Raw genomic sequence first — 22,469 nt, 5'->3', positions numbered from 1 at the left:
TAATAGCTTCCGGGGATGTGAGTTAGCCGACGTATAGGCTTTGTCGTTTACGTCCTATACGTTTTTAGTGAATGATATGTTGAACCTTTTCTCGTAAGGCTATTGGCATTGGCCGATAACCTGTTGTCATCGCTTGGTGGTAATTCCACTGCACCGAGATGCACGGCAGACTTTCAGGCTGGCTGTGCGGCATTGGGTATCTCTTGTGGAAATATCTGTTGTGGCGGTACTTCGACCATTTCAAGTAAGGTATGAATGAAACATCAATGAAATATCACAAAACTCCAAAACAGTCGGATGAACGTGACAAGCTGCGTAAGTTTCGTGAGTTGGATGATGCATTTGCGCAAGCTTTGCGCCAGTTGGAAGATCCTAAGAGTGACTTCGATATTCCAACCGGGCCACCGGTACGCTCATTGGCAGCGTTAGAAGAAGATGACGCAGTAAAACGCTCACAAGAGCGAGAGCGCTTGTTTGGAGAGCGCTTGAAAGCGTTAATGGATGAGTACAACCAATCGGACCAGGAGCTGCACGAGCTCATTTCAACGCTGTTGTTTTATGAGCTCTGGCCACAACATCAAGCGCCTGAGCTCACTGGTGGCTAGGCCTTTGGCCAGGATCGGTAGCGATAAATACGCAAGCTGGGTAAAAACGCTTCGTGCTCAAGCTTTTCATCGCGCCTTCTTGCCCGTGTGCGTTCCGTAGGGGGGTGTAGCGGCGGCAAGTTGATATGGGGCAGGCGTTGGTCAGGAGCGGGCACAAACAGCGGCATGGCAATATTGAGCGCCCGCCGTGAGTGCCCGTCGAGTAAAGGCTCAGTAAAAAAAAGGTTCGCCCGCATCAAAGGCGCCTGCGCTTGTACTTGTGCCAACGCTTCGTCGCCAGGAAGGCCAGCCAGCTTGCGCAGTTGAATACGTATATGCGGCGCTTCGGTATCCAGTTGCATGAGCTTTTTCTCCGCTTCCTGCACGCTGAGACGTTTGATAGAGCGCCCGCTGCTGTACCAGGCAAGACGTATACGCGAAACCGGCGCTTCAGCAATCGGTATTTGTCGCCAACACTGTTTCAGGTGGAGTTTGGCAAGCCCGGTACGGCGCAATACATTATCTACTTGAGGGTGGCGTTGTGGCAGGCGTTGCTTGATTTCTCCGAATGCTTTTGGAGAGAGCTCTTTTATCCTATGGATTAACTCGCTAATTGCTGTTTTAGCATGGTTAATAGTGCCAACTGCCTCAATAAGGGGAGTGCCAGCGGCAATCACTCCTATGTAATTACGTGTTTCACGACCGTCCTGGCCTTCCAAGTGCCACATATCCAGCAGTGCGTTTCGCAGCCAGTTTAATTCGACGGACGGCTGATGCATGACCCACGCCGCCGGGCGCTGCCTTTCGTAAAGCACCAGCGCCGCTTCAATAGCGCAAACCAGATTATCAAATCGATTATCAAGCTCATGCAATAAGTGATAAGCGGTTACATCGGGCTCTTGCATGACCAATATTTACCTCACCGTGAAAACCATTCGTTAAGAAAGAGGCGCATCTTTATCGGCCTGTGCCAGAAGGGTATCCAAGTCAGCCTCATCCATGGCTGGCTCGCCTGCGATACGGTGAGACTCTTCAGCCCATGCGCCAAAATCAATTAATTGACAGCGCTTGCTGCAAAAAGGGCGGTAGGTGCTCTCTGGTGCCCAAGCCACTTTTTGGCCGCAGTGAGGGCAGTTAACTTCCATGGGAGTATCATTAGCAGGGTGAGTCATAACAATCCTGAAATATATAGATAAAATTGAATTAACGAGTGCGATAAATACTGTCCAGACGCTCAACCTGACGCATCATAAAGTCATAATCTCCGCTGTTATCTATCACATCGTCGGCGTTAGCCAAGCGCTCTTCACGAGACATTTGCGCTGCAAGAATGGCACGTACCTGATTAGGGCTTACGCCATCACGAGCGAGCGTTCTGGAAAGCTGAACATCGGTGGGCACGTCAACCACAATTGTTCGGGTGACCAGCATGTTTTGTCCTGACTCAAAAAGTAACGGTGAAACGAGAAGTACATAGGGTGAATCGTGGGATAGAGAGGTTAAATGCGCAACTAACCGCTCTCTGATAACCGGATGAGTAAGCGACTCTAGCCATTCACGCTTGGGTGGATCTTCAAAGATAATTGAACGCAAAGCGGCTCTATCAAGCGTTCCATCTTGCTTGACAATATCTGAACCAAAATAATCAATAATAGCGCTTAAGGCAGGCTCACCTGGTGCCACAATTTCGCGGGCAACGGTATCTGCATCTACCCAGCTGGCCCCTAGCGATTCAAACGCGCGCGCTACGGTTGATTTACCCGAACCAATGCCCCCGGTTAAGCCAATAATCATAGCTACCCTTTATTGCGTTCTTTAAAACGCTATTTTACGTGTTTTTACGTAGAAAGTCGGTACCTATAGCGCATTACGCCCATGTAGGCGCCGCTTTGGGCATGAGATGCAATATACCTTCTTGGTTTGTATTAAACCCCAGGGAAAAAGGACAAATAAAGGGCGATAAGGTCATGTCCTGCCAGGAGGCATGCCCAGCCTGCTAGCGCGAGAAAAGGCCCAAAAGGAAGCGGTGCGCCACGTAAGTGTGGAAAGCGTGTCTGTGCCACAACGCCTATAACAGCACCTATTCCGGCTGAGAGCAGTAAGAGCAGGGGCAGGAAGCTCCAGCCCAACCAAGCGCCAAGAGCGGCTAGAAGCTTAAAATCACCATACCCCATGCCCTCTTTTCCAGTGGTTAGTTTAAATAGCCAGTAAAAACTCCAAAGGATCAGGTAACCCACCATCGCACCAACGACGGCATTGGTTAATAAGTAGGGCTGAAATAAGAGCTGATAGACAAGGCCAGCCCACAGCAAGGGAAGGGTAAGAACATCCGGTAACAAGTAGGTGCGAAAATCGATCACGGCCAGTACGAGAAGGGTTACGCAGGCTGCATAAATAAACAGGCTGGAGAGGTTTATGCCCTGCAGCAGAGCAACCGTTAGGGCCAGTACACCGCTGCTTAATTCTACAAGGGGATACTGCAAGCTAATGCGGGTGTGGCAGTTTGCACAGCGGCCGCGTCGTTTAACCCAGCCGATTAAGGGAATATTATCGTGCCAAGCGATGGGTTTCTCGCAACGCGGGCATTGTGAGCGGGGTGTTGCAATATTAAAGCGAGGTGCTTGTTCCATGGGCAGTTCAAGAGCCGCACGAGCCTCATGCCGCCAGTGACGCATGAGCATTTCAGGAAGACGAGTAATAACAACGTTTGCAAAGCTACCCAAGCAGAGGCCCAGCAAACAAACCACTAGGCCGGTGCTCAGTGTAAGAGAACTCATAATGCTCCTCAAAATACCTAGATAACGGTACCCAGGTTAAAAATAGGTAAATACATTGAAACAACAATTCCACCAACCAAGATGCCCAGTACAACGATAATGAGTGGCTCCATTAAAGACGTCAGCGCATCCACCTGATTATCGACGTCTTCTTCGTAGTAACTTGCTACACGGTGGAGCATCGTATCAAGGGCGCCGGCTTCTTCACCAATGCTTACCATCTGCACCGCTAAAGCAGGGAAGCGGTTGGTCATTCGCATTGAGAAATGCAGTTGCTGACCTGTTGCTACCTCCTTTTGTGTCTGGAGTGCCGCTTTTTCATACACTTTATTGCCCGTTGAGCCTGCCGCTGTTGCAAGCCCTTCTACCAAAGGGATGCCGGACGCATACGTAGTGGCCAAGGTACGGGAAAATCGTGCAACAGCCGCTTTATTGATGATGTTGCCGATAACAGGAATACGTAGCAAAAGGCGATGAAGAAGGTAGACAAGCGCTGGTGAGCGTCGCGTTAGCCATCGCAGCAATAGAATCACTGCCGTGGCTGTTCCCAGCAAAGGTAGCCATAGTTGTTGGGCCAGCATCGATAAGTCGACGGTTAGCTGTGTCACCGCCGGTAGCTCAGCGTCAAAGCTTTGAAACATGCTTTCAAACTGAGGTACCACTTTAATAAGTAATAGCAGTGTAATCGCGATGCCGGTCAGCAAAACAGTCGTCGGATACCACAACGCCTTTTTGACACGCCCCTTTAGGGACTCTAGTTTTTCCTTATAAACCGCGTTTTGCTCTAACATTTTGTCAAGTGTGCCGGACTGTTCGCCTGCATCAACCAGATTAATAAACAAACGATCAAAATATTGAGGGTGGTATCGTAAGGCGTCAGAAAAGCTTGTCCCTGATGCTACGTCATTAGTTAGCTGATGAACAAGCGCCACCATCGACGGTTTTTTCAGGCTTTCAGCCACTACCTGAAAAGCCTGTAATAGGGGGATGCCCGCTTGAATCATCGTTGCCAGCTGGCGTGAAAAAATCATGATATCGCGAGGCTTTATACGTCCTTGGCTACTCAGGTCGCTTTTTTTAGCGACACGCCGCACGTCAATATTTTGTTTACGTAGCTCGGCGGTAACGGCGACCTTGCTATGGCCGATAATTTCACCATGTAGTAAACGTGTTTGGCCCACCGTCCCTGTCCATTTCCAGCGATATAAGCGGGGTGACTTGGCTTTACGTTTAACGGCATATCGAGTCAAGCGTTACTCCTTAATGACACGATTAATTTCCTCCAGGCTGGTAATGCCTTGGATAACGTAATAAAAGCCGCTTTGGCGAAGGCTGGCATGTCCTTCCTTTTTGATCTGCTCGTTAATTTCAAGTGCGGACGCGTTGTGCATAATGAGCTGCCGAATCGTTTCGGAAACGGGAACCACTTCATAGATACCCACCCGGCCTTTATATCCATGTGTGCATTTTTTGCATCCTTCAGCACGGTAAAAGGTTGCTTGTTGAAGGATATCTTCATTGGTGACTTCTCTGGATAGGGCATCTATGGGGATATTTGTAGGCTGTTTGCAATGACTGCATAATTTTCGAGCTAAGCGTTGCGCAATAATCAGGCTCACTGAGCTTGCAATGTTAAATGACGATACTCCCATGTTGCATAAGCGAGTAAGGGTATCTGCCGCAGAATTGGTATGCACCGTTGAAAGTACAAGATGACCTGTTTGTGCTGCTTTTATTGCAATCTCCGCAGTTTCAAGATCGCGTATTTCACCTACCATCACTACGTCAGGATCCTGACGGAGAAAGGCACGCAGTGCATTGGCAAAATCCAGCCCAATATGAGGCAGCACGTTCACTTGATTAATACCCGCTACCTTGATTTCAACAGGATCTTCTGCAGTGCAGATATTCCGCTCTACTTGATTGAGTAGTGCGATGCCCGTATAGAGTGAGACCGTTTTACCACTGCCAGTAGGACCTGTGACTAAAATCATTCCCTGGGGCTGTTTGAGTGCCTTTTCATAGAGTCCCCTCTGGGTATCTGAAAAGCCCAATTGGTCAATGCCAAGCTGAAGAGAGGTAGGGTCAAGCAGGCGTAGTACGACCTTCTCACCGTAAACGGTCGGCAATGAATTGATACGCAGATCTAACGTTTGGTGGCGTTTTGCCGAGAATTTAATGGCTCCATCCTGAGGAAGGCGACGCTCCGAGATATCAAGGCGAGCCATGATCTTCAAGCGTGCTGCTATCTGATTTCGCATTGTCAGTGGTGGCTGGGCAACTTCAATAAGCACGCCATCAATTCTAAATCGAATGCGGTAGTGTTGCTCATAGGGCTCGAAGTGAATGTCTGAAGCACCTCGATCGATAGCGTCCAACAGTACTTTATTAACGAATTCAACGACAGGCCCGTCTTCTATACTTTGGGCCATGTCCTCAAGCTGAAAATCCTCATCTTCAGAGGCCAATTTATAATCAGGCAGATGTTTTATGGAACCCAAAGAGGCATATTTATGATGGGTGAGGTAGCTATTTAATACGGTCTCGAGCTGATCGAACGGGGCCAAAATTCCTTCAATGCTAACGACATCCAGAGAGAATGTTAGCTCATCAAGTTGAGACAGGACTGATGGACAGAAAATGGCGACCGTTAGATGACGCCCACGTTGAGCCAGAGGCAGGACTTTTAATGATGTTAAAAGATGGGCAGGAAAACTGGTAGCTTTTGGCAGTGCTTCTAACTGCAGAGCCTCTAAATCAATTACTGGAAAGCCATATTCCCAGGCAGCTGCAGAGGCGGCGGCGCTAGCGTCCACGAGTCTTTGTTCAGCTACATAGCGTAATAATGATATCCCCAAGGCGAGTGACGCTGTTTCTGCTTTTTCGGCTTGGTCGATGCTTAGCAGCTCACTGTTAATTAAACGCTTGGCTAATCCTTCAAATTTCATCAATAATCTCGAAAAAGATGATCTTTTAAGCTTTTGATATTAAAGTATTAATTGTTTCTTGTGAAAGGTTGCTAACAATAATTCGCCTGCGCTCATAAATTAAAACGCTATTCTTCGACTAATAAATTGATTAATTATGATTAGTATTGTATCTGTGATACTGCTGTAAGACTAGTTGGTAATTTCAATAAAAAATGTGCGTGATGTCGATAAACAGGGGGCAGTTTGGATAAGCATAGCGGCAAGATCAAAGGGGATGAAGGTGGCTTCACGCTGATAGAGCTCATGATCGTCATTGCTATCGTAGGCGTTTTGATGGCAGTGGCAGTGCCCCAGTATGGGAATTACCTTGATAAAGCGTCTTTAACCGCATGCGAGGGAGAGCTGGCTTCCTATCGGAGTATGGCATTGGTAAATTATTCGCTGTCCAAAACAGCTCAATCAGACTCAGCTATTTCTGATGATTTCAGCTTTCAAGCCTGTGATAGCCACACGGATAGCCGTAAACAAGATTTGCTTGAAGCATTTACGAGCAGTGACACAAGTAGGGATGCCATCGAAATTCAGTCAGCACGCGGGGGCGTTATTAATATTGAAGCAGGAAAAATCGTGGTCAAAGGCTCTTAGTATCAGATAGGGAGTGGATGTTAAAAGACCCCGTATGATCTTTATATTTCCATACTCTGTGCGTATTTCCTCACTACACTACAAGCAATCGTGTTAGCCAATATGTTTAGTGAGAGGTTTTCAAATGAAGCGAACGAGTCTAGCCGTGTTGGTAAGCTGTCTGGGAGGCTTGATAGGTGCCAGCAACACGTTTGCACAGCCGCCTGCCCACGCACCAGCCCATGGCGCACGCGATAATGGGCAAGAGCAGCGGTATCAGCAACGAAGCTCACGTTCGATGCGTGAAAGCCACAATAAGCAATATGTGGATTTGCCACGCGTCAATGAGCGCGAGCTACTGCGCTTGCTACGCCAGTTTAATGCACCCGCTGCTGAATCACTGCCCCCCGGCATTCAACGACAAATTCAGCGTGGCAAACCGTTGCCACCCGGTATTGCAAAGCGCTTTGATGGCCCATTGGCCGGCCACTTACCGCGCTATCCTGGTTATGAATGGGAACGAGTAGGCGCTGACGTAGTGCTGATTGAGGCGGCCACGCGTGTAGTAGTCGACATTCTGGTGGGTGCACTGCGTTAATTTTCCTGCTTTTATGGCATCATCGTGACTTAAAAAGTCATATTGTGTGACTATGCTCAACGTCCTCGCAATGCGTAGAAGGAAAAGTAGAGCAATGCATACATTGAAAGAGCGCCTGGATGTAGCCGTTTCTATTGCCCATGAGGCAGGAGAGCTCATTCGTCAGGCACGCGCAGACCAGTCATTTTCACAGCGGCTTAAAGCGGGTGATGAGTTAGTCACGGATGTTGACGTGGCCGTCGATCAGTTAATAAGAGAACGATTAAACACTTACTTCCCTGATGAGGCGCTCCTCAGTGAGGAACTATCGCCCGCGCATGCGTTAAATGCCGATGTTTCTAAACTTTGGGTGGTAGACCCCATTGATGGCACCGTCAATTTTGCGCAAGGATTACGGCATGTTGCGGTGTCCATTGGGTGGATGGAAGAGGGGATAGCCAAGGTGGGTGTAGTCTATGCGCCTTTCCTGGATGAAACCTTCAGTGCGGCAGAAGGACAGGGCGCTTATTGCAATCAGCAACCTATCCAGGCCAGTAAGGTAACGAGGCTAGCTGAAACCTTGGTAGGTACAGGCTTTCCTTATCAAAAAGAGGCCCGCCAAAAACTACTAGCACGCTTGAATGAAGTACTAGCGCATTGTCGAGATGTACGACGCAATGGAGCAGCAGCGTTGGACTTATGTGATGTGGCCTGCGGACGCTTGGGTGCTTATTATGAAAGCGTTTCGCCTTGGGACTTTGTTGCTGGCTGGGTTATTGCCCGGGAAGCTGGGGCAAGAGTAGGGCACTTGGGTGCCGTTCCAGAAGGCGTGCCTGCGGACCTGTATCCTAAAGAACTGCTGGTGACTGCGCCCGGCGTGTATGAAGCGATGCATCGCCTATTGCTAGATGCAGACCATGCCTAATGCCAAATACTTGAAAAGAAAGCGCAAAAAGAACTTTTCATTTGGCGCATAAAGCGATAGTATACGCACCGTCTTGAGGGAAATGCACAAGACATCGGAGTGTGGCGCAGCTTGGTAGCGCGTTGCAATGGGGTTGCAAAGGTCGCAGGTTCGAATCCTGTCACTCCGACCAAAAAAGACATATAAAACGGTCACTTAGCTAATTGCTAAAGTGGCCGTTTTTGTTTTGTTAGATTTTAGGTAGCAAATAGGTAGCACGCGTCGGAAACAAGAAGGCGCAGCTGGCAACAACAGTTTGCCTTTTTCGCCCCCCGCAATCCTATCGGCAACCGCAGAAGCAAATCGCGTGAGACGAAGAGGGATCGGTTAAAATGATTTTGTAAAACCGCGCCGCATACCTTGATGGACTAGAAGTAATCACCCGAAATGCAGACAACGCAGCCAGCCAAAAAAGTACAGCTGTTCAATTGCGAAAATGGGTAAGTTACACCCAACAAGCTGAGAGTTCGATTGGGCAACATGACAAGGGTAAATTACTAGGAGCTCCCGTCATGACCAAAAAGAAAAGTGAAGACATCTTGGATAACGCATTTCGCCTTTACCATCAAGGCTACAGTCCGGAGCTGATTGAATTTCCTGAAAGCGCCGTCTTTCCCAGCTTGATTCCTGCGGCCCCTTCGACTGCACGTAAAAGTAGGGTGACTGGATTGCTGTTAGGAGAGCCCGCTCCACGGTTCGTGCGTCGTGGACGTAATGTCAGGTACCGACTCTCTGATGTTTTAGCTTGGCTTTCTGAAGTAGATCCGCAGCGCTCAACAGCAGAAGCTTTCATGGCGAAACAAAGCCTGGAAGCTTCGCTTAATCTCAGTAGTGAATAAGGGATTAATCGTTTCTTTATGATTTGACTTATCTAGTTTTACTTCATGTCGAAAATTCAAATTATTTTCGACATGAAGGCTTCAGGCAAGCTACTCATGAAAGTATGGTGAAAACCTTTTGATAGCTTCTGAGGCTTTCCACCCTGTCTTCTTCTCAGTACCTTTTCTAACAAGACCAGCCCTGTTTTTTCGTTGCCGCAATTTTTTCTGAGCTACTAGCTGGTGAGAGCGCCTGGAAGAGCGTGCCTATCGTTCAGCATGTCGCTTACGGCGTGGCTTCGTAGATGAAAAGTGGATTGGCCCTTTACTGGCCAAAAGTGAGCTTGGTGGATTGAGCGTATCACTGCTGGATTTAATGATTTTCTATCTTAAATCACGCAGATCCAGTGTGTGAATAGCTTTCGATTATTTTTTAAATTACGCGTAATCATATGATTTTACAGTATATAAAATATTTTTTTGTCATTTTAAGCGTTATCGCTAACGCTGGCGGACGATGGATGTTAAGCGTTTTAGATACGAATTGGCTTAGTTATAGCTATCAAAATGGTTATAACTTATTGATTCAAAGTAAAATATACGGTTTCTATCTTGATTCACGCTTGAGAAAGGCCTATCTGTTTCGAGCAGTGGTCGAACCTATCGCATCAGTGCCCGCAGCTATAAATCATTTGATATGGCAAATATGCCTGATTGCTTTACCCCGCATTCCGCCAAAACTGCAGCGACGTTGCGGACACTACGCCGTGCTGAGCGCCAATATGTATCACGGCCTGCTGAAAAGCCCGAGCAAGCTCTGGCTGGTGGCACAAGAATAACGAACGGATTATACGCGTAATGCGCAGATGATTATGACCGCCTGCTTTTAGCCAAATATGCGTTTGGATCGATAGGTCGGGCTGTGCTGTGATGGCGAAGTCTTCGCGTACCAGTCCAAAAAAGTCCAGCATTACATCAAGGGACTGTTGCTGGCGCTGGCGTAAGGGCGCCTCCCTCTCAAAAGCCGCTTGCACTTCGGTCGTTAATAAAGGGGCAAAGGCGTTAAAGCGGCCCATTTCGGGGATAGGAAACAGCCATTGGATATAGTCGTGGGTATGCTCCAGCCAGAAGGACGGGAATGCCCAGATGTCTTCGAGTCGACGCCCCTTATGATCGTGACCTTCCCCGCGGTAAAACGCGATTAAATGCTCTTCATTTCCCATTATGCGCCCCGCTCTAACGGTGCATCGAGTCCATGAAGCACCATTTCGCGTGCGTGGTGTTCGGTGTCTGGGTCAAGTCGGGCTTCAATTCGTTCTAGTGCGCGAACATAGGCTGCCGGTAATCCGTGTTCTCGTGCTCCAGCTAACAGATGGTGCTTGTACCACGTATAGGGGCGCATACCGATAGAGGTGACTTTGCCAACATTCCCCTGGACTTCAAACTGCCCGTCACCCGCCAGGTCACTTACCGCCAGCCAGGTTTCATCGTGGACAGCGCTGAGCCCTTCATAACGATCCAGTGTAAGTTTATGGTGCAAAGCGACTTCCCAGACGACTGCCGTCTGATCGGATGCCGGTACAATATCGCACTTGCCGGAGCCGTCATCGCCTTGCTGATAAAAGGCCAGGCGATACGCGGGCAGCAGGGCGGTGGTCACAAAACGCGCGGGAATCCGCGCGGCTAAGCGCTGGCTAGACATATTAGAGCCATAAGCAAAACATTACTCTTGGGGAAAGAATGCCGGTAGAAAGTCAAAGAGATATCTGGAATAGAATTAAGGATACAGACATTTCATTAAATCTTGCAGCCATTGCAAATGCCTGGATCAAACCCTTGGGGCCGAGGATATTCATGACGCGTTTCATGTTGTAGGCAAGCGCACATGAAGACTCATTTCCGTTCCGACGTTCTTAAGCCCTTTGGTTAAAAAGTGTGTCGCACCCATCCACGCTTTCAACGTGCCAAAGGGATGCTCAACCGTTTGACGACGGATGCGCATTATATCCGGCGTCTGATCCAGACGTGATGTTACCGCCTCCAATACTTCTTCGTGTTCCCAGCGTTTAATGCGCCGATAAATACCTGTGGTGCATTGCGACTTCATTGAGCAGTTCGGACAGGCCGAACTCCAATAGCAATGTAGCGTCTGGCCTTTTTCGACGTTCTTGAAGCGCCAAATTAGCCGCTCTCTCGCGGGACAGCGATATTCATTACGTTCAGGCACATACCGGAACGCTTCCCTGGGAAACATACCTTTGGCCTGGTTTGGCGAGGTTTTAGGCTTAGGGAGATACGTCGTAATACCGGCCTCATGACAGGCAAGTATTTCATTACCTGTAAAATAACCGCGATCAGCGACGACGTGTAGATCACTGACGCCGCTAGCATCGCGTGCTTGCTTGGCCATCTGGTAAAGCTGACGCCGGTCACTGCCGACATTAGTGACTTCATGGGCGACAATCAGATGATGCTGGCTATCGACAGCCGTCTGCACGTTGTAGCCTACGATTCCCGTTCCTCGCGCAGTCATGGAGCGAGCGTCAGGGTCTGTCAAAGAGACTTGCTGGTCAGGGGACTCAGTTCTTTGAATTTCAATGGATTGTAGTTGCTGAACTTCTTCTGTTAGGGAAGCGGTCTTTTCCTTCAAACCAGTCGTCCGCATTTCTGTGATAGCGGCGGCGCCTTGATCCATTGCATCGAGCTGACGTAAGTAACGCTCAATACTTTTATCAATTTCTTCTGCCCGCCGCTTCATCTTAGCCAAGGTGAAGTTACGGTCTCGATTGTTGACTGCCTTAAGTTTGCTGCCATCAATCGCCATTACCGAATGTGAAAATAGCCCGAGACGTCGACATATCATGACAAAGTCGCGGCAAGTAGCTTGAATCGCTTTGCCGTTGTTTTTGCGGAAATCTGCGATCGTTTTGAAATCCGGCGCTAGGCGTTCCGTTAGCCACATGAGTTCAACATTACGCTGTGCCTCACGTTCCAGACGGCGGCTAGATTGGATGCGATTGAGGTAGCCGTAGAGATAGATTTTTAAAAGAATGGCGGGGTGGTAGGCGGGCCGACCCGTCACATGAGGATCAACGCCATTAAAGCCCAGCTGTTTGAGATCAAGGGCGTCAACAAAAGCCTCAATAGCCCGAACCGGATTGTCTTCAATAACGAAATCATCCAGAAGCTCAGGAAACAACGTAGCCTGGGATCGGGATTCACCTGCGACGAAACGTTTCATCGGTACCTCCCAAGATCAGTCATGGGTAGAGTATAGCGACAGCTACGTTTTCACACAGCCTCGGCCGGATTAGGAATCTTATTCCATATTAATAACAGGGCACATGACGACCCAAAACGGAAAAGCTGGTAATTGCAGCCTCGCGTGTACCAATCCTAGCGTGCCATGAACATCAAAGCTGACGATGAGCGACAATTGCCAAATCATGCTGCCCATGACGCCGAGATAAATAACTTCGCTTGGGCCGCCATTAGTATCCGATGGTGCGTCGAGCAACTACCTTGGTATAGAGAGCCTGAGGCTTCTCATTACCGAAAATCATGTACTGCTGTTATTTTATGAATCCACGACTAAGAGCTCCTTTCAAAACCCTTGAAATAGCTCGCCTGCGTGCCTAGCTTAGCTAATATGGCTAAGAAGGTTGTACCTGATGAACTCTGGAAAATTGTCGAGCCGCTCTTGCCACCTGAACCACCCAAGTCTGATGGTGGCAGGCCACGTGTTTCCAACCGTGCCGCCTTAACCGGCATCCTGTTTGTGCTTAAGTCAGGCATCCCCTGGGAGATGTTACCTCAAGAAATGGGATTCGGTTCCGGCGTCACTTGCTGGCGACGGCTGCGTGACTGGCATGAAGCCGGTGTCTGGAAAAAGCTTCATCAGACGTTGCTGGAATACCTGCAAGAAGCTGATCAACTGGATTGGGATCGTGCTTGCATGGATAGTGCCTCCATCAAGGCAAAAAAGGGGGGCAGCCATTGGCCCAAACCCGACAGACCGTGGGCGACCCGGAACTAAACGGCACCTACTGACGGATCGAAAGGGAACACCGCTGGCGGTCGTTCTCTCCGGGGCCAATATGCATGACAGTGTTCCCCTATCTGTCCTGCTAGACGAGGTACCCCCCGTCGCAGGTCGTCTGGGTCGTCCTCGCCAGCGACCTCGTAAGCTTCACGCCGACAAGGCATACGACTTTGCTCGTTGTCGCCGTGCCTGCAGTAGACGCCATATTCAGGCTCGTATAGCCAGACGTGGTGTGGAAGATACTCAGCGACTGGGACGACATCGCTGGGTGGTTGAAAGAACCTTCGCCTGGCTGGAACAGATGCGTCGGCTCGCAACACGATATGAGCGGCGTACTGACATCCACTATGCGTTCACTTTACTGGGCTGCTCCCTGATCTGCTTGAAGCGACTCACGCGACAGTTTTGAAAGGCGCTCTAACACTGACCGCCACATCTCCCACGAAGCCATCTACAACGCGCTTTACCTCTTGCCGCGCGGCTCGCTCAAGAAGGAACTGATTGCCTGTTTGCGCCAGGGTGAAGGTAAACGACGCCCTGGCAGCTATGGCGGTGGAAAACCAGCTGTTGTATCACTCAACCATTTAGACCATCAGTTTGAAGTAACAGCGCCAAATGTTGCTTGGGTGACGGACATCACTTACATCCGAACGTACTAAGGCTGGCTTTACTTAGCGGTGGTTATCAGAGTGCGCGAAAAACCCCGCACTCAAAAAGTACGGGGTTTTTCGCGCACTCTGATAAAACAAGGGGCAGCCCATGGCTGCCCTCTACTGACAGGCTGCGAGATAGGCCGCTTTCCATGGGGTTGCTTACGCTTCGCGTTTGCCATCCACCAAGCGCGACAGCTGCCATGGGTTGCCGTCCTTGAGCGGCTCGGGCAATAGCCCTTCCGGCAACGCCTGGTAGCACACCGGGCGCAGGAAGCGGAAGATCGCAGCACTGCCTACCGAGGTGGTGCGGCTGTCGGAGGTCGCCGGGTAAGGCCCGCCGTGAACCATGGCGTGGCACACCTCGACCCCGGTTGGCCAGCCGTTGGCGAGAATCCGCCCGGCCTTGCGCTCGAGTACCGGCATCAGCGCCTTGGCCGCTTGCAGATCCCCGTCGTCCATCTGCAGGGTAATGGTCAACTGGCCTTCGAGCTGGGCCGCGACACGCTTTACTTCATCCTGGTCGGCACACTCGATGACCAGCGAGGTAGAACCGAACACTTCTTCTTGCAGCTCGGTCTCGTTCAGGAAGTCGTTCGCCGTGGTGACAAACAGCCCCGCCTGGCACTGGTTGGGCGACTCGCCCACCTGGCCACGTGCGGCTTCACGCACCTTGCTGCTGTTGGACAGCTGGCCAACACCCTGCTGGTAAGCATCGTAGATGCCCGGCGTGAGCATGGTCTGGGGCGCACTGCCCTTCACGCCTTCTGCAGCGGCCTCGACGAAGGCATCGAGCTCGGCGCCCTTGACCGCAATCACCAGCCCAGGATTGGTGCAGAACTGGCCTGCACCCATGTTGAGCGAGCCGACGAAGCCTTCGGCGATCTGCTTGCCGCGTGCCTTGAGCGCCTCGGGCATCAGGAACACCGGGTTGATCGAGCTCATCTCGGCATATACCGGGATCGGCTGCGGACGCGACTGAGCGGTCTTCATCAGCGCGGTACCGCCGCTCCGCGAGCCGGTAAAGCCCACCGCCTGGATACGCGGGTCGGCGACCAGCGCCTGGCCGATCTCGCTACCCGAACCGAACATCAGCGAGAAGGTGCCTTCAGGCAGCCCGCGCGCTTTCACTGCACGCTGTACCGCACGGCCGACCAGTTCGGAGGTGCCGGGGTGGGCGGAATGGCCCTTGACGATCACCGGGCACCCGGCGGCCAAGGCCGAGGCGGTATCGCCGCCGGCCACCGAGAAGGCCAGCGGGAAGTTGCTGGCACCGAACACCACGACCGGGCCCAGGCCGATATGGCGCTGGCGAAGGTCGGCGCGCGGCATCGGCTGGCGGTCCGGCATGGCCGGGTCGATGCGCACGTCGAGCCATTCGCCGGCACGCACCACGGAAGCGAACAGGCGCAGCTGGCCGCAGGTACGGCCGCGCTCACCTTCCAGGCGGGCCTTGGGCAGGCCGGACTCGGCCATGGCGCGCTCGATCAGTTCATCGCCGATGTCCTCTATCTCGCTGGCGATGGTCTCGAGGAATACCGCGCGCTCCTCGAGAGAAGTCTCGCGATAGGTGGCGAAGGCCGTCTCGGCGAGCTCACAGGCACGCTCGACCTCAGCCTTGGTACCACCCAAGTAGGTCGGCTCGAGGATCTCGTTGGTGGCCGGGTTGATGGCGTTGATGGGCTTGGAACTGCCGCTGACGGCGTCCTGGCCAATGAGTAACTTGCCTTCCAGGGTCATGTCGAACTCCTTGCTGTTTGCTGTCAAAGCGATTTCACGTCGATAGGCGCGCTGTCCGCTTCAAAGCGTAGTGGATTGCGCAACGGACGGCCGAAATCGGCGAGGCTGATCTCGAAACGGTCACCCTCGCGGGTGCGAATGTCATCGGCGAAGCTCAGCGTGGCGGTGCCGAAGAAATGCACATGCACGTCGCCGGGCCGACGGAAACCGACGTATTTGAAGTGATGGTGCTCGAGGTTGGCCAGACTGTGCGCCATGTTGACCTCACCGGTGAGGAAGGGTTTCTCCCATACCGTCTCGTTGTCACGCACGATACGGCTGACCCCCTCCAGATGCGCAGGCAGTTCACCTACCATTAGTTCGGGGCCGAAGCTGCAGGCCCGCAGTTTCGAGTGGGCCAGCCACAGATAGTTGAAGCGCTCGGTGACGTGGTCGGAAAACTCATTGCCGATAGCGTAACCCACCCGCCACGGGTGGCCGTCATCGCCAATCACATAGAGCCCGGCCAGCTCTGGCTCCTCGCCAGCGTCCTCGGCGAAGTGCGGCACGGGGATCTCGGCCTCGGGGGCCACCACGCAGGCGCCGTCGCCCTTGTAAAACCATTCCGGCTGGGCACCGGGGGTGCCAGCCTGGGGCTTGCCGCCCTCGACTCCCAACTTGAACATGCGCATGGAGTCGGTCAGTTCGGATTCGCTGACTTGCGTCTTGGCATGCATGGCCGAGCGCGTGTCCGCGCTGCCTAGGTGGGTGAGTCCGGTGCCGGTGACCAGGCAGTGAGCCGGGTCCGGATGGGTCAGCGGGGGCAACAGGCTTTTTTCGTCGATCAACTGGGCATAGTCGAGCCGGGTCTCGGTCGCTGCGGCTTCGACGATGTCGGCCAAGGAGCGCCCCGCGGCGATGGCGCGGCGGGCCAGGCTGTAGGTATCTGCATCGAGCAGCCGAACTTGGCTGTCACTTTCGACCTGGGCGGCATGCACCTGGCCTTGATATACACATTGAATCAATCGCATGCGACCTCCGTTGGTTAGGTTCTCAATGACGCGTTGATGCCGAATCAGCCAAGCAAGGCCAAAAGGCCTACGGAAGACTCATCGGTTATGACTAAAGTTTAGATGAAAATAGATTCTAGTATACTAGTATATCTCATTGTGAAATAAGCTCAACCGATCGATCCGGTGAGCGTTGCAGCGCTGAGTGCCAGTTGAAACTTGTCAGGCATAGGCATCGGATAATATCAATATAAAATTAAGGGTCTTAGCATGAGTGAGTGTAATTTGGTGCAGGCAAAGAAAGGATTCGTCCTGCTAGTCACGGCTTCCGCAATGATGATTGCTTTGGATTCTCAGGCTCAAAGCACAGCCACAATTAAGGTTGCAAATTACTTTGCCGAAGATCATCCACAAAACGTCGCATTACGGGAACATTTCAAGACATCAGTGGAAGAGAATTCCGACATGTCTGTGCAGATATTTCCCAATAGCGAACTGGGAGATGAGCGCCAGTACACTAATGGCGTGCGAAACGGCTCTATTGAGATGGTCGTTGCTGGCATGGGTCTCCAAACGGCAGAACCCAAGATTGGCTTTACCGAATGGCCGTTTCTTTTCGAAACATACGATCAGGCCAACACTTTGCTAAATGGTGTAGTCGGTGACGAAATCGAGCCGCTGTTCCGCAAGCTAGGTACGGAACCGCTAGGTTGGACAGCGAACGGCTTCCGAGTGGTCTCGAGCAATCGTCCGATCACTAGCATGGAGGACTTCGAAGGGCTTCGTATGAGGATGCCTAACCTTGCAATGTATGTAGATGTTGGCCAGGCACTGGGCGCCAACGTGCAAACGCTGGGTTTCTCGGAAATCTTTACGGCGCTGGAGCAGGGGGTCGTTGATGGTCAGGACAATCCTTATGCCACGCTTTACAATTCCGGTTGGTATGAAGTTCAAAGCAACGTTCTAGAAAGCCGGCACATGTTCAGCCCCAATATTTACCTCATGAATAAGAAGTTCTTCGATAACTTGAGCGAAGAGGACCAGGATGTCATCAAGCTAGCTGCCGAAGAAGCGATGGAAATGGAATGGCAGCTCATGCAGGAGTCTGAAGAAGACATCAAGGCCAAGCTTAAAGAGGAAGGCCTGACTATTCATATGCCGAGCGATGATTTCCGCCAGAACATGGTCGATGCCATGGATCCTCTCTACGAAGATTTTTATGAAGAGTATGACTGGGCTAAAGACCTAGTAAACAAGGTAAGAAACTACTCGGAGCAGTAACGGTGTGCGGAGCCATGCCAGAAGCATGGCTCCGTAATAGTAGTCCCCCCATTCCCGAGAAGTCGTTATGAATTTTAAGTTATTGAATGCTTTAGAGCATCTACTCAAGGGAACGATTTTCGTATCGCTAGCCCTGATGGTAATTTTCGTTTTTCTGAATGTAGTTCTGCGCTACATGTTCAATAGCGGGCTGGCCTGGTCGGGCGAGGTTGCTCGATATTTATTTGTGTGGATCATCTTTTTGGGCTCGGTGATCGCCGTTAAGGAACAGAGCCACCTTGGCGTAGACATCCTCGTCAGCAAGCTTAACCTGTCTGTGCAAAAGATTTTATATACAGTCTCGACAGTATTAATTGTGGGTGTGCTAGCTCTGGCGCTTGATGGCTTGCTCGGGCTCATCGAATTGAACGCAGGGATAGGTAGCCCGACATCTGATATTCCAGTGAATACCTATTACTACGCTGGCGCAGTTTCTGTCGTACTCATGTCGATCATCTTTGTGATCCATACGGTACGTTTTGTTTTATTCAACAAGAGTGCGCCGCCATGGGCAAATTTGCCCAGCGACCATAAAGAGACGGAAAAAGCTATGGAGGAAGAGTCATGATCTGGCAGTTTTTGCTGGTACTGTTCTCGTTGCTGCTGATCGGGATGCCTGTTGCCTTCGCTATGATGATTGCTGCATCGGTCATGTTGTTTCTCGTAGGTATTTTCAACACGAGCACATTGGCAGAGTATCTTATTACCGGTGCCAACAGCTTTTCCCTTATGGCGATACCGTTCTTTATCCTTACCGGGGAAATCATGAACGCGGGAGGTGTCTCGAAGCGAATTGTCGATTTTGCCTCCTCCTTAGTGGGGCATTTCCGCGGTGGCCTAGGTTATGTAGCAATCATTGCCGGTGTTGTGTTTGCTGGTCTGTCCGGCTCGGCCGTTGCCGATACCGCTGCACTGGGCGCTATTCTGATCCCTATGATGGTTGCTCAAGGTTACAATAAAAATAGTACTACGGGCTTAGTGGCGTCGGTAGGCATCATTGGTACAGTCATTCCCCCCAGTATCCCCATGATTCTGTACGGCGTAGTGGGTGGTGTATCTATTACTCAACTATTCATGGCGGGCATCGTCCCTGGGCTCATTATGGCCCTGGGCATGATGCTGGTTTGGTATCTGTTATCAAGAAAGACAACAGCCGGCCGTGTTGAGAAGGCAACCGGACGCGAGCGCCTGCACTATTTCTTGCGTGCTTTCTGGGCGCTATTGCTACCGGGCATTATTATCATAGGGTTGCGCGGCGGCGTATTCACGCCGACCGAGGCTGGCGTGATCGCCGCCGTATATGCGCTGCTTATAAGCTTCGTCTACCGAGAGATCAAGGTCAGTCAACTCTATGATGTACTGGTCGGGACGGCGAAAACAACTGCAATTGTGATGTTGATCGCCTCTGCTGCAATTGTTACTGCGTATGCAATTACGGTGGCCCGTGTACCTGCGGAACTGGCAACAGTACTTGGAGGTATGACCGAAAACCCGACCGTCATGTTGCTGATTATCATGGCCTTCCTGCTACTTGTCGGTTGCGTAATGGATATGACTCCCGCAGTTCTAATTTTTGCGCCGGTGCTGATTCCTGTAGTTGAAAGTTTGGGCATCGATCCGGTCTATTTCGGTGTCCTCATGGTTATCAACCTGTCTATCGGATTAATTACTCCGCCAGTAGGAACTGTGCTCTATGTGGGCTGCAGTATAAGTAAAATAAGTTTGTTAGATATAACGAAAGGTATATGGCCGATGTTGGCAATGTATTTTGCGGTATTGATCAGTTTCATACTTTTCCCGCAGATAGTTACTGTTCCCATGGAATGGTTGTCTAAGTAGGTAAGCACTAATCAACTGATCAGAATTAACCAATATATAGCAGGTATAAAATGGATAGGTGTGCTTACTCAGGATTGAATTACCGCAAGGCTGTCAATGTCGAGGAGCTACGTGCGATTGCCAAGCGTCGTCTACCTAATTTTGTCTATGAGTATATTCATGGCGGCTCAGACGATGAAGTGACTCTTGAGCGTAATCGTGCGATCTTCGACAAGTATTACTTTACTCCCAGAACGCTAACGAAGGTTAGCAAGCAGCGCAGCCTGGAGACGTCAATTTTTGGTAAAAAAATTTCTATGCCAGTGCTGATCGGGCCTACCGGCTTCAATGGCATGGTGACTAAGGATGGTGATACGAAGTTAGCTAGGGCAGCGACACACTACGGTATTCCTTTTACCCTCAGCAATGCCTCGACCACCTCCTTGGAAGACATCTCTAAGATAGATGGCCTATGGCATTGGATGCAGATTTATTTCTATCGCAACCGTGATTACGTTAAGAAGTTAGTCGAGCGCTGCAAGGAGGCCAATTACGATACGATCGTTGTTACTACCGACAGTGCTATATTTGGTAACCGTGAGTGGGACAGAAGAAACTATTCACGACCTTTAGTGCTAACTATGAGAAACAAGTTGCACGTGTTAACCAAGCCGCGCTGGCTCAATGATGTACTAATTCCCGATGGCATACCTCAATTCAAGAATCTTGGCGACCTGCTGCCTCCTGGCGAGACGTCGGTAAAGGGCGCAGCCGCTGTGTTAGGCCAACAGCTCGATCCTTCGCTTAACTGGGATGACATCCGTTGGCTCCGGGACGAGTGGAAGGGCCGGCTTGTCATAAAAGGTATTCTGTCTGTCGAAGAAGCAGCCACCGCAGTAGAAGTCGGTGTCGACGGGATCGTACTCTCGAACCATGGCGGGCGTCAGTTGGATTACTCCGTTTCCCCGATGGAGCTAATTGCCGATATCAGAGCAAAAGTCGGGAATCAGCTCGCCATACTCGTCGACAGTGGCTTCCGACGTGGCAGCGATGTCCTGAAGGCCCGGCTATTGGGAGCCGACGCTGTGTTACTCGGCAGAACCACACTCTATGGCTTAGGGGCAGGTGGCCAGGAGGGCGCTGAGCATGCCTTGAACATCATCCGTGAGGAGATGGATCGAATACTCGGCCTCCTAGGCTGTAACGACCTCTCGGAACTCGATTCTGCATCTCTAATGGTGTCATCGTCTCGTTGATGTTTGCCCACTTTCCATCAGAATGGAACTAGTTATGGATACTCAAAACATTCCGAATGTTCTTGTTTTTGGCCCCAAGTCCCCCGATATTCTTGAGGCAATAAGCGAATTCGCGAATCCTATCGCCTACTGGCTGCATGGCTCTCTTGAGGCGTGTCTTGAAGCTTGTGAAGGCAATTTCCGTGCCGTGGTGAATACAGGAGAACAGCAAGTAAGCGCCGAACTTATGTCGCGGCTGCCTGCGCTGGAAGTCATAAGCTGCTTTGGGGTGGGGTATGACGGTGTCGATGTCGGAGAGGCCTCCCGGCGTGATATTGCCGTAACTAACACGCCGGATGTACTGACTGAAGATGTCGCCGATCTAGCAGTGGGGCTAACGCTTGCGGTAAGGCGTAATATCGTTGCTGCGCACAGATACGTTTGTGACGGCTCCTGGGAAAGGCAAGGCCCTATGGCGCTCTCAGCTCAGGTCAATGGCAAGCGTGTTGGCCTGGTCGGCCTGGGGCGCATTGGCAAGGCTATCGCTCGCAGGCTTCAGGCGTTTCAGTGTATTTTGCAATATTATGCAAGCACTGAAAAACCTGAGTTGCCATATCGCTTTTATAGTGACTTGGTTCGACTTGCTGAGGAGAGTGACATTCTAATCGTGACGTTGCCGGGCGGTGCTAACACTGACAAGATCATAAACCGTGAGGTCATGCTTGCTCTAGGCAACACTGGCTGTCTGATCAATGTCTCACGAGGCAGTGTGATTGATGAAGATAGTCTTATCGAGCTTCTCGAGAGCCGAGCCTTGGGGGCGGCAGGTCTTGATGTCTTTCGCAACGAACCACATGTGCCTGAACCGCTAAAACACATGCAAAACGTCGTTCTGCAGCCACACGCCGGAAGTGGAACTTGGGAGACCCGTTTTTCCATGCGTGATTTGGTGGTTGAAAATTTGCGCTGCCATTTCAATGGGTTGCCATTAATAACGCCGGTTAACTAACTAGTGAGATATTGATGATAGCCTTCGTTTCGTACTTGAGTGGCTTGCTATAGTCACTTAAGCGAAGCTGATATAGGTGAATTTATGGCCCTGCTGGAATATTGAGTATGAATATAATGAAGAGCAATCAAGCAGTCTCTACGAGCAGCTTCGCATACGCCACTATACGTGACAGGATAATTAACCTGTCCCTGAAGCCGGGAGAAAAGATTTCGGAAAAAGAGCTTGCTGATGAATTCAGTCTTAGCCGGACGCCGATACGGGAAGCGATGATCCGGCTCCAGTATGATGGCTTCGTGGATATCCTTGCACAGCGGGGTACTTACGTCACGCCAATTAAGAAGGATACTGTGATGGCGGCGCATTATGCGCGTTCCACACTTGAGTGTGCC

General features: G+C 51.0%; 22 protein-coding genes, 1 tRNA gene and 2 pseudogenes. 14 read left to right on the top strand and 11 right to left on the bottom strand.

Features of this window, described 5'->3' with window-relative positions:
* Positions 1-266: 266 nt before the first annotated feature.
* Positions 267-605, top strand: a complete 339-nt coding sequence (locus ACT3T7_RS07670; protein WP_444621998.1) for a hypothetical protein — start codon at positions 267-269, stop codon at positions 603-605.
* Here ACT3T7_RS07670 and ACT3T7_RS07665 read toward each other — a convergent pair.
* The 6 genes from ACT3T7_RS07665 to pilB form a co-directional block, all read right to left on the bottom strand.
* Positions 602-1,489: a DNA replication terminus site-binding protein gene (locus tag ACT3T7_RS07665; RefSeq protein ID WP_444630574.1), complete on the bottom strand. Its 888-nt coding sequence runs from the start codon at positions 1,487-1,489 to the stop codon at positions 602-604. The genes ACT3T7_RS07670 and ACT3T7_RS07665 overlap by 4 nt on opposite strands.
* Before the next feature lie 33 nt (positions 1,490-1,522).
* Positions 1,523-1,756: a DNA gyrase inhibitor YacG gene (gene yacG, locus ACT3T7_RS07660; RefSeq protein WP_172116555.1), complete on the bottom strand. Its 234-nt coding sequence runs from the start codon at positions 1,754-1,756 to the stop codon at positions 1,523-1,525.
* Positions 1,757-1,787: 31 nt separating this feature from the next.
* Positions 1,788-2,378, bottom strand: coding sequence for a dephospho-CoA kinase (coaE, locus tag ACT3T7_RS07655; protein WP_444630573.1), 591 nt, complete (start codon positions 2,376-2,378; stop codon positions 1,788-1,790).
* 131 nt (positions 2,379-2,509) lie between these two features.
* The gene (locus ACT3T7_RS07650; RefSeq protein ID WP_444630572.1) at positions 2,510-3,361 is read right to left on the bottom strand and encodes a prepilin peptidase; all 852 of its coding nucleotides are present in this window, start codon (positions 3,359-3,361) and stop codon (positions 2,510-2,512) included.
* A gap of 17 nt (positions 3,362-3,378) precedes the next feature.
* Positions 3,379-4,611, bottom strand: coding sequence for a type II secretion system F family protein (locus ACT3T7_RS07645; RefSeq protein ID WP_444630571.1), 1,233 nt, complete (start codon positions 4,609-4,611; stop codon positions 3,379-3,381).
* Positions 4,612-4,614: 3 nt separating this feature from the next.
* Complete coding sequence (gene pilB / locus ACT3T7_RS07640; protein WP_444630570.1) at positions 4,615-6,309, bottom strand: type IV-A pilus assembly ATPase PilB; 1,695 nt, start codon at positions 6,307-6,309, stop codon at positions 4,615-4,617.
* A 225-nt stretch (positions 6,310-6,534) separates the two neighbouring features.
* Between pilB and ACT3T7_RS07635 the strand changes: the two genes are divergently transcribed.
* The 5 genes from ACT3T7_RS07635 to ACT3T7_RS07615 all read left to right on the top strand — a co-directional run bounded on the left by ACT3T7_RS07635 (position 6,535) and on the right by ACT3T7_RS07615 (position 9,295).
* Positions 6,535-6,936 (top strand): pilin, encoded by a 402-nt coding sequence (locus ACT3T7_RS07635; protein ID WP_303393860.1) that lies wholly within the window; start codon positions 6,535-6,537, stop codon positions 6,934-6,936.
* Positions 6,937-7,060: 124 nt separating this feature from the next.
* Positions 7,061-7,513: an anti-virulence regulator CigR family protein gene (locus ACT3T7_RS07630; protein ID WP_444630569.1), complete on the top strand. Its 453-nt coding sequence runs from the start codon at positions 7,061-7,063 to the stop codon at positions 7,511-7,513.
* 94 nt (positions 7,514-7,607) lie between these two features.
* On the top strand, positions 7,608-8,417 hold the full coding sequence (locus tag ACT3T7_RS07625; RefSeq protein WP_444630568.1) for an inositol monophosphatase family protein: 810 nt from the start codon (positions 7,608-7,610) through the stop codon (positions 8,415-8,417).
* A gap of 95 nt (positions 8,418-8,512) precedes the next feature.
* Positions 8,513-8,589: transfer RNA gene (locus ACT3T7_RS07620), tRNA-Pro, on the top strand.
* Positions 8,590-8,968: 379 nt separating this feature from the next.
* Positions 8,969-9,295 carry a hypothetical protein gene (locus ACT3T7_RS07615; RefSeq protein WP_444630567.1) on the top strand — a complete coding sequence of 109 codons (327 nt, stop codon included), beginning with the start codon at positions 8,969-8,971 and terminating at the stop codon, positions 9,293-9,295.
* 698 nt (positions 9,296-9,993) lie between these two features.
* On the opposite strand, the gene ACT3T7_RS07610 is transcribed toward ACT3T7_RS07615, so the two are convergent.
* The 3 genes and pseudogenes from ACT3T7_RS07610 to ACT3T7_RS07600 form a co-directional block, all read right to left on the bottom strand.
* Positions 9,994-10,497, bottom strand: a complete 504-nt coding sequence (locus ACT3T7_RS07610) for an opioid growth factor receptor-related protein (protein ID WP_441680219.1) — start codon at positions 10,495-10,497, stop codon at positions 9,994-9,996.
* Positions 10,497-10,976 carry a gamma-glutamylcyclotransferase family protein gene (locus ACT3T7_RS07605; RefSeq protein WP_444630566.1) on the bottom strand — a complete coding sequence of 160 codons (480 nt, stop codon included), beginning with the start codon at positions 10,974-10,976 and terminating at the stop codon, positions 10,497-10,499. The genes ACT3T7_RS07610 and ACT3T7_RS07605 overlap by 1 nt, the downstream gene beginning before the upstream one ends.
* 52 nt (positions 10,977-11,028) lie before the next feature.
* Positions 11,029-12,515, bottom strand: a pseudogene (locus ACT3T7_RS07600) (IS1182 family transposase).
* Positions 12,516-12,923: 408 nt separating this feature from the next.
* Between ACT3T7_RS07600 and ACT3T7_RS07595 the strand changes: the two are divergent.
* Both ACT3T7_RS07595 and ACT3T7_RS07590 read left to right on the top strand, forming a co-directional pair.
* Positions 12,924-13,725, top strand: a protein-coding gene (locus ACT3T7_RS07595; RefSeq protein ID WP_441680213.1) for an IS5 family transposase whose coding sequence is annotated in 2 segments (ribosomal slippage) — positions 12,924-13,267 and positions 13,266-13,725 — 804 coding nt in all. Because the reading frame shifts where the segments join, the coding sequence is not laid out codon by codon here.
* A gap of 118 nt (positions 13,726-13,843) precedes the next feature.
* Positions 13,844-13,972, top strand: a pseudogene (locus ACT3T7_RS07590) (IS3 family transposase); the annotation flags it as partial.
* A 156-nt stretch (positions 13,973-14,128) separates the two neighbouring features.
* Here ACT3T7_RS07590 and ACT3T7_RS07585 read toward each other — a convergent pair.
* Positions 14,129-15,706: an aldehyde dehydrogenase (NADP(+)) gene (locus ACT3T7_RS07585; RefSeq protein ID WP_190374370.1), complete on the bottom strand. Its 1,578-nt coding sequence runs from the start codon at positions 15,704-15,706 to the stop codon at positions 14,129-14,131.
* A 23-nt stretch (positions 15,707-15,729) separates the two neighbouring features.
* On the bottom strand, positions 15,730-16,716 hold the full coding sequence (gene araD1 / locus ACT3T7_RS07580) for an AraD1 family protein (RefSeq protein ID WP_190374369.1): 987 nt from the start codon (positions 16,714-16,716) through the stop codon (positions 15,730-15,732).
* Between the two features lie 249 nt (positions 16,717-16,965).
* On the opposite strand from araD1, the gene ACT3T7_RS07575 reads away from it, so the two are divergent.
* From ACT3T7_RS07575 to ACT3T7_RS07550, 6 genes are all read left to right on the top strand, one after another.
* The gene (locus ACT3T7_RS07575; protein WP_223828068.1) at positions 16,966-17,976 is read left to right on the top strand and encodes a TRAP transporter substrate-binding protein; all 1,011 of its coding nucleotides are present in this window, start codon (positions 16,966-16,968) and stop codon (positions 17,974-17,976) included.
* A gap of 67 nt (positions 17,977-18,043) precedes the next feature.
* Positions 18,044-18,583, top strand: a complete 540-nt coding sequence (locus ACT3T7_RS07570) for a TRAP transporter small permease (protein ID WP_193063331.1) — start codon at positions 18,044-18,046, stop codon at positions 18,581-18,583.
* Positions 18,580-19,854: a TRAP transporter large permease gene (locus tag ACT3T7_RS07565; protein WP_441679966.1), complete on the top strand. Its 1,275-nt coding sequence runs from the start codon at positions 18,580-18,582 to the stop codon at positions 19,852-19,854. Before ACT3T7_RS07570 ends, ACT3T7_RS07565 begins: the two co-directional genes overlap by 4 nt.
* A gap of 74 nt (positions 19,855-19,928) precedes the next feature.
* Positions 19,929-21,089 (top strand): alpha-hydroxy acid oxidase, encoded by a 1,161-nt coding sequence (locus ACT3T7_RS07560; protein WP_223828067.1) that lies wholly within the window; start codon positions 19,929-19,931, stop codon positions 21,087-21,089.
* A 34-nt stretch (positions 21,090-21,123) separates the two neighbouring features.
* Complete coding sequence (locus ACT3T7_RS07555) at positions 21,124-22,077, top strand: 2-hydroxyacid dehydrogenase (RefSeq protein WP_441679964.1); 954 nt, start codon at positions 21,124-21,126, stop codon at positions 22,075-22,077.
* A gap of 107 nt (positions 22,078-22,184) precedes the next feature.
* A partial coding sequence (locus ACT3T7_RS07550) for a GntR family transcriptional regulator (RefSeq protein ID WP_444630565.1) occupies positions 22,185-22,469 on the top strand: 285 nt, incomplete at its 3' end.

This window comes from Halomonas sp. 111 (assembly GCF_052379685.1).
Classification (GTDB): Bacteria; Pseudomonadota; Gammaproteobacteria; order Pseudomonadales; family Halomonadaceae; genus Vreelandella; species Vreelandella citrativorans.
This window is presented reverse-complemented; position numbering and strand designations above follow the sequence as displayed.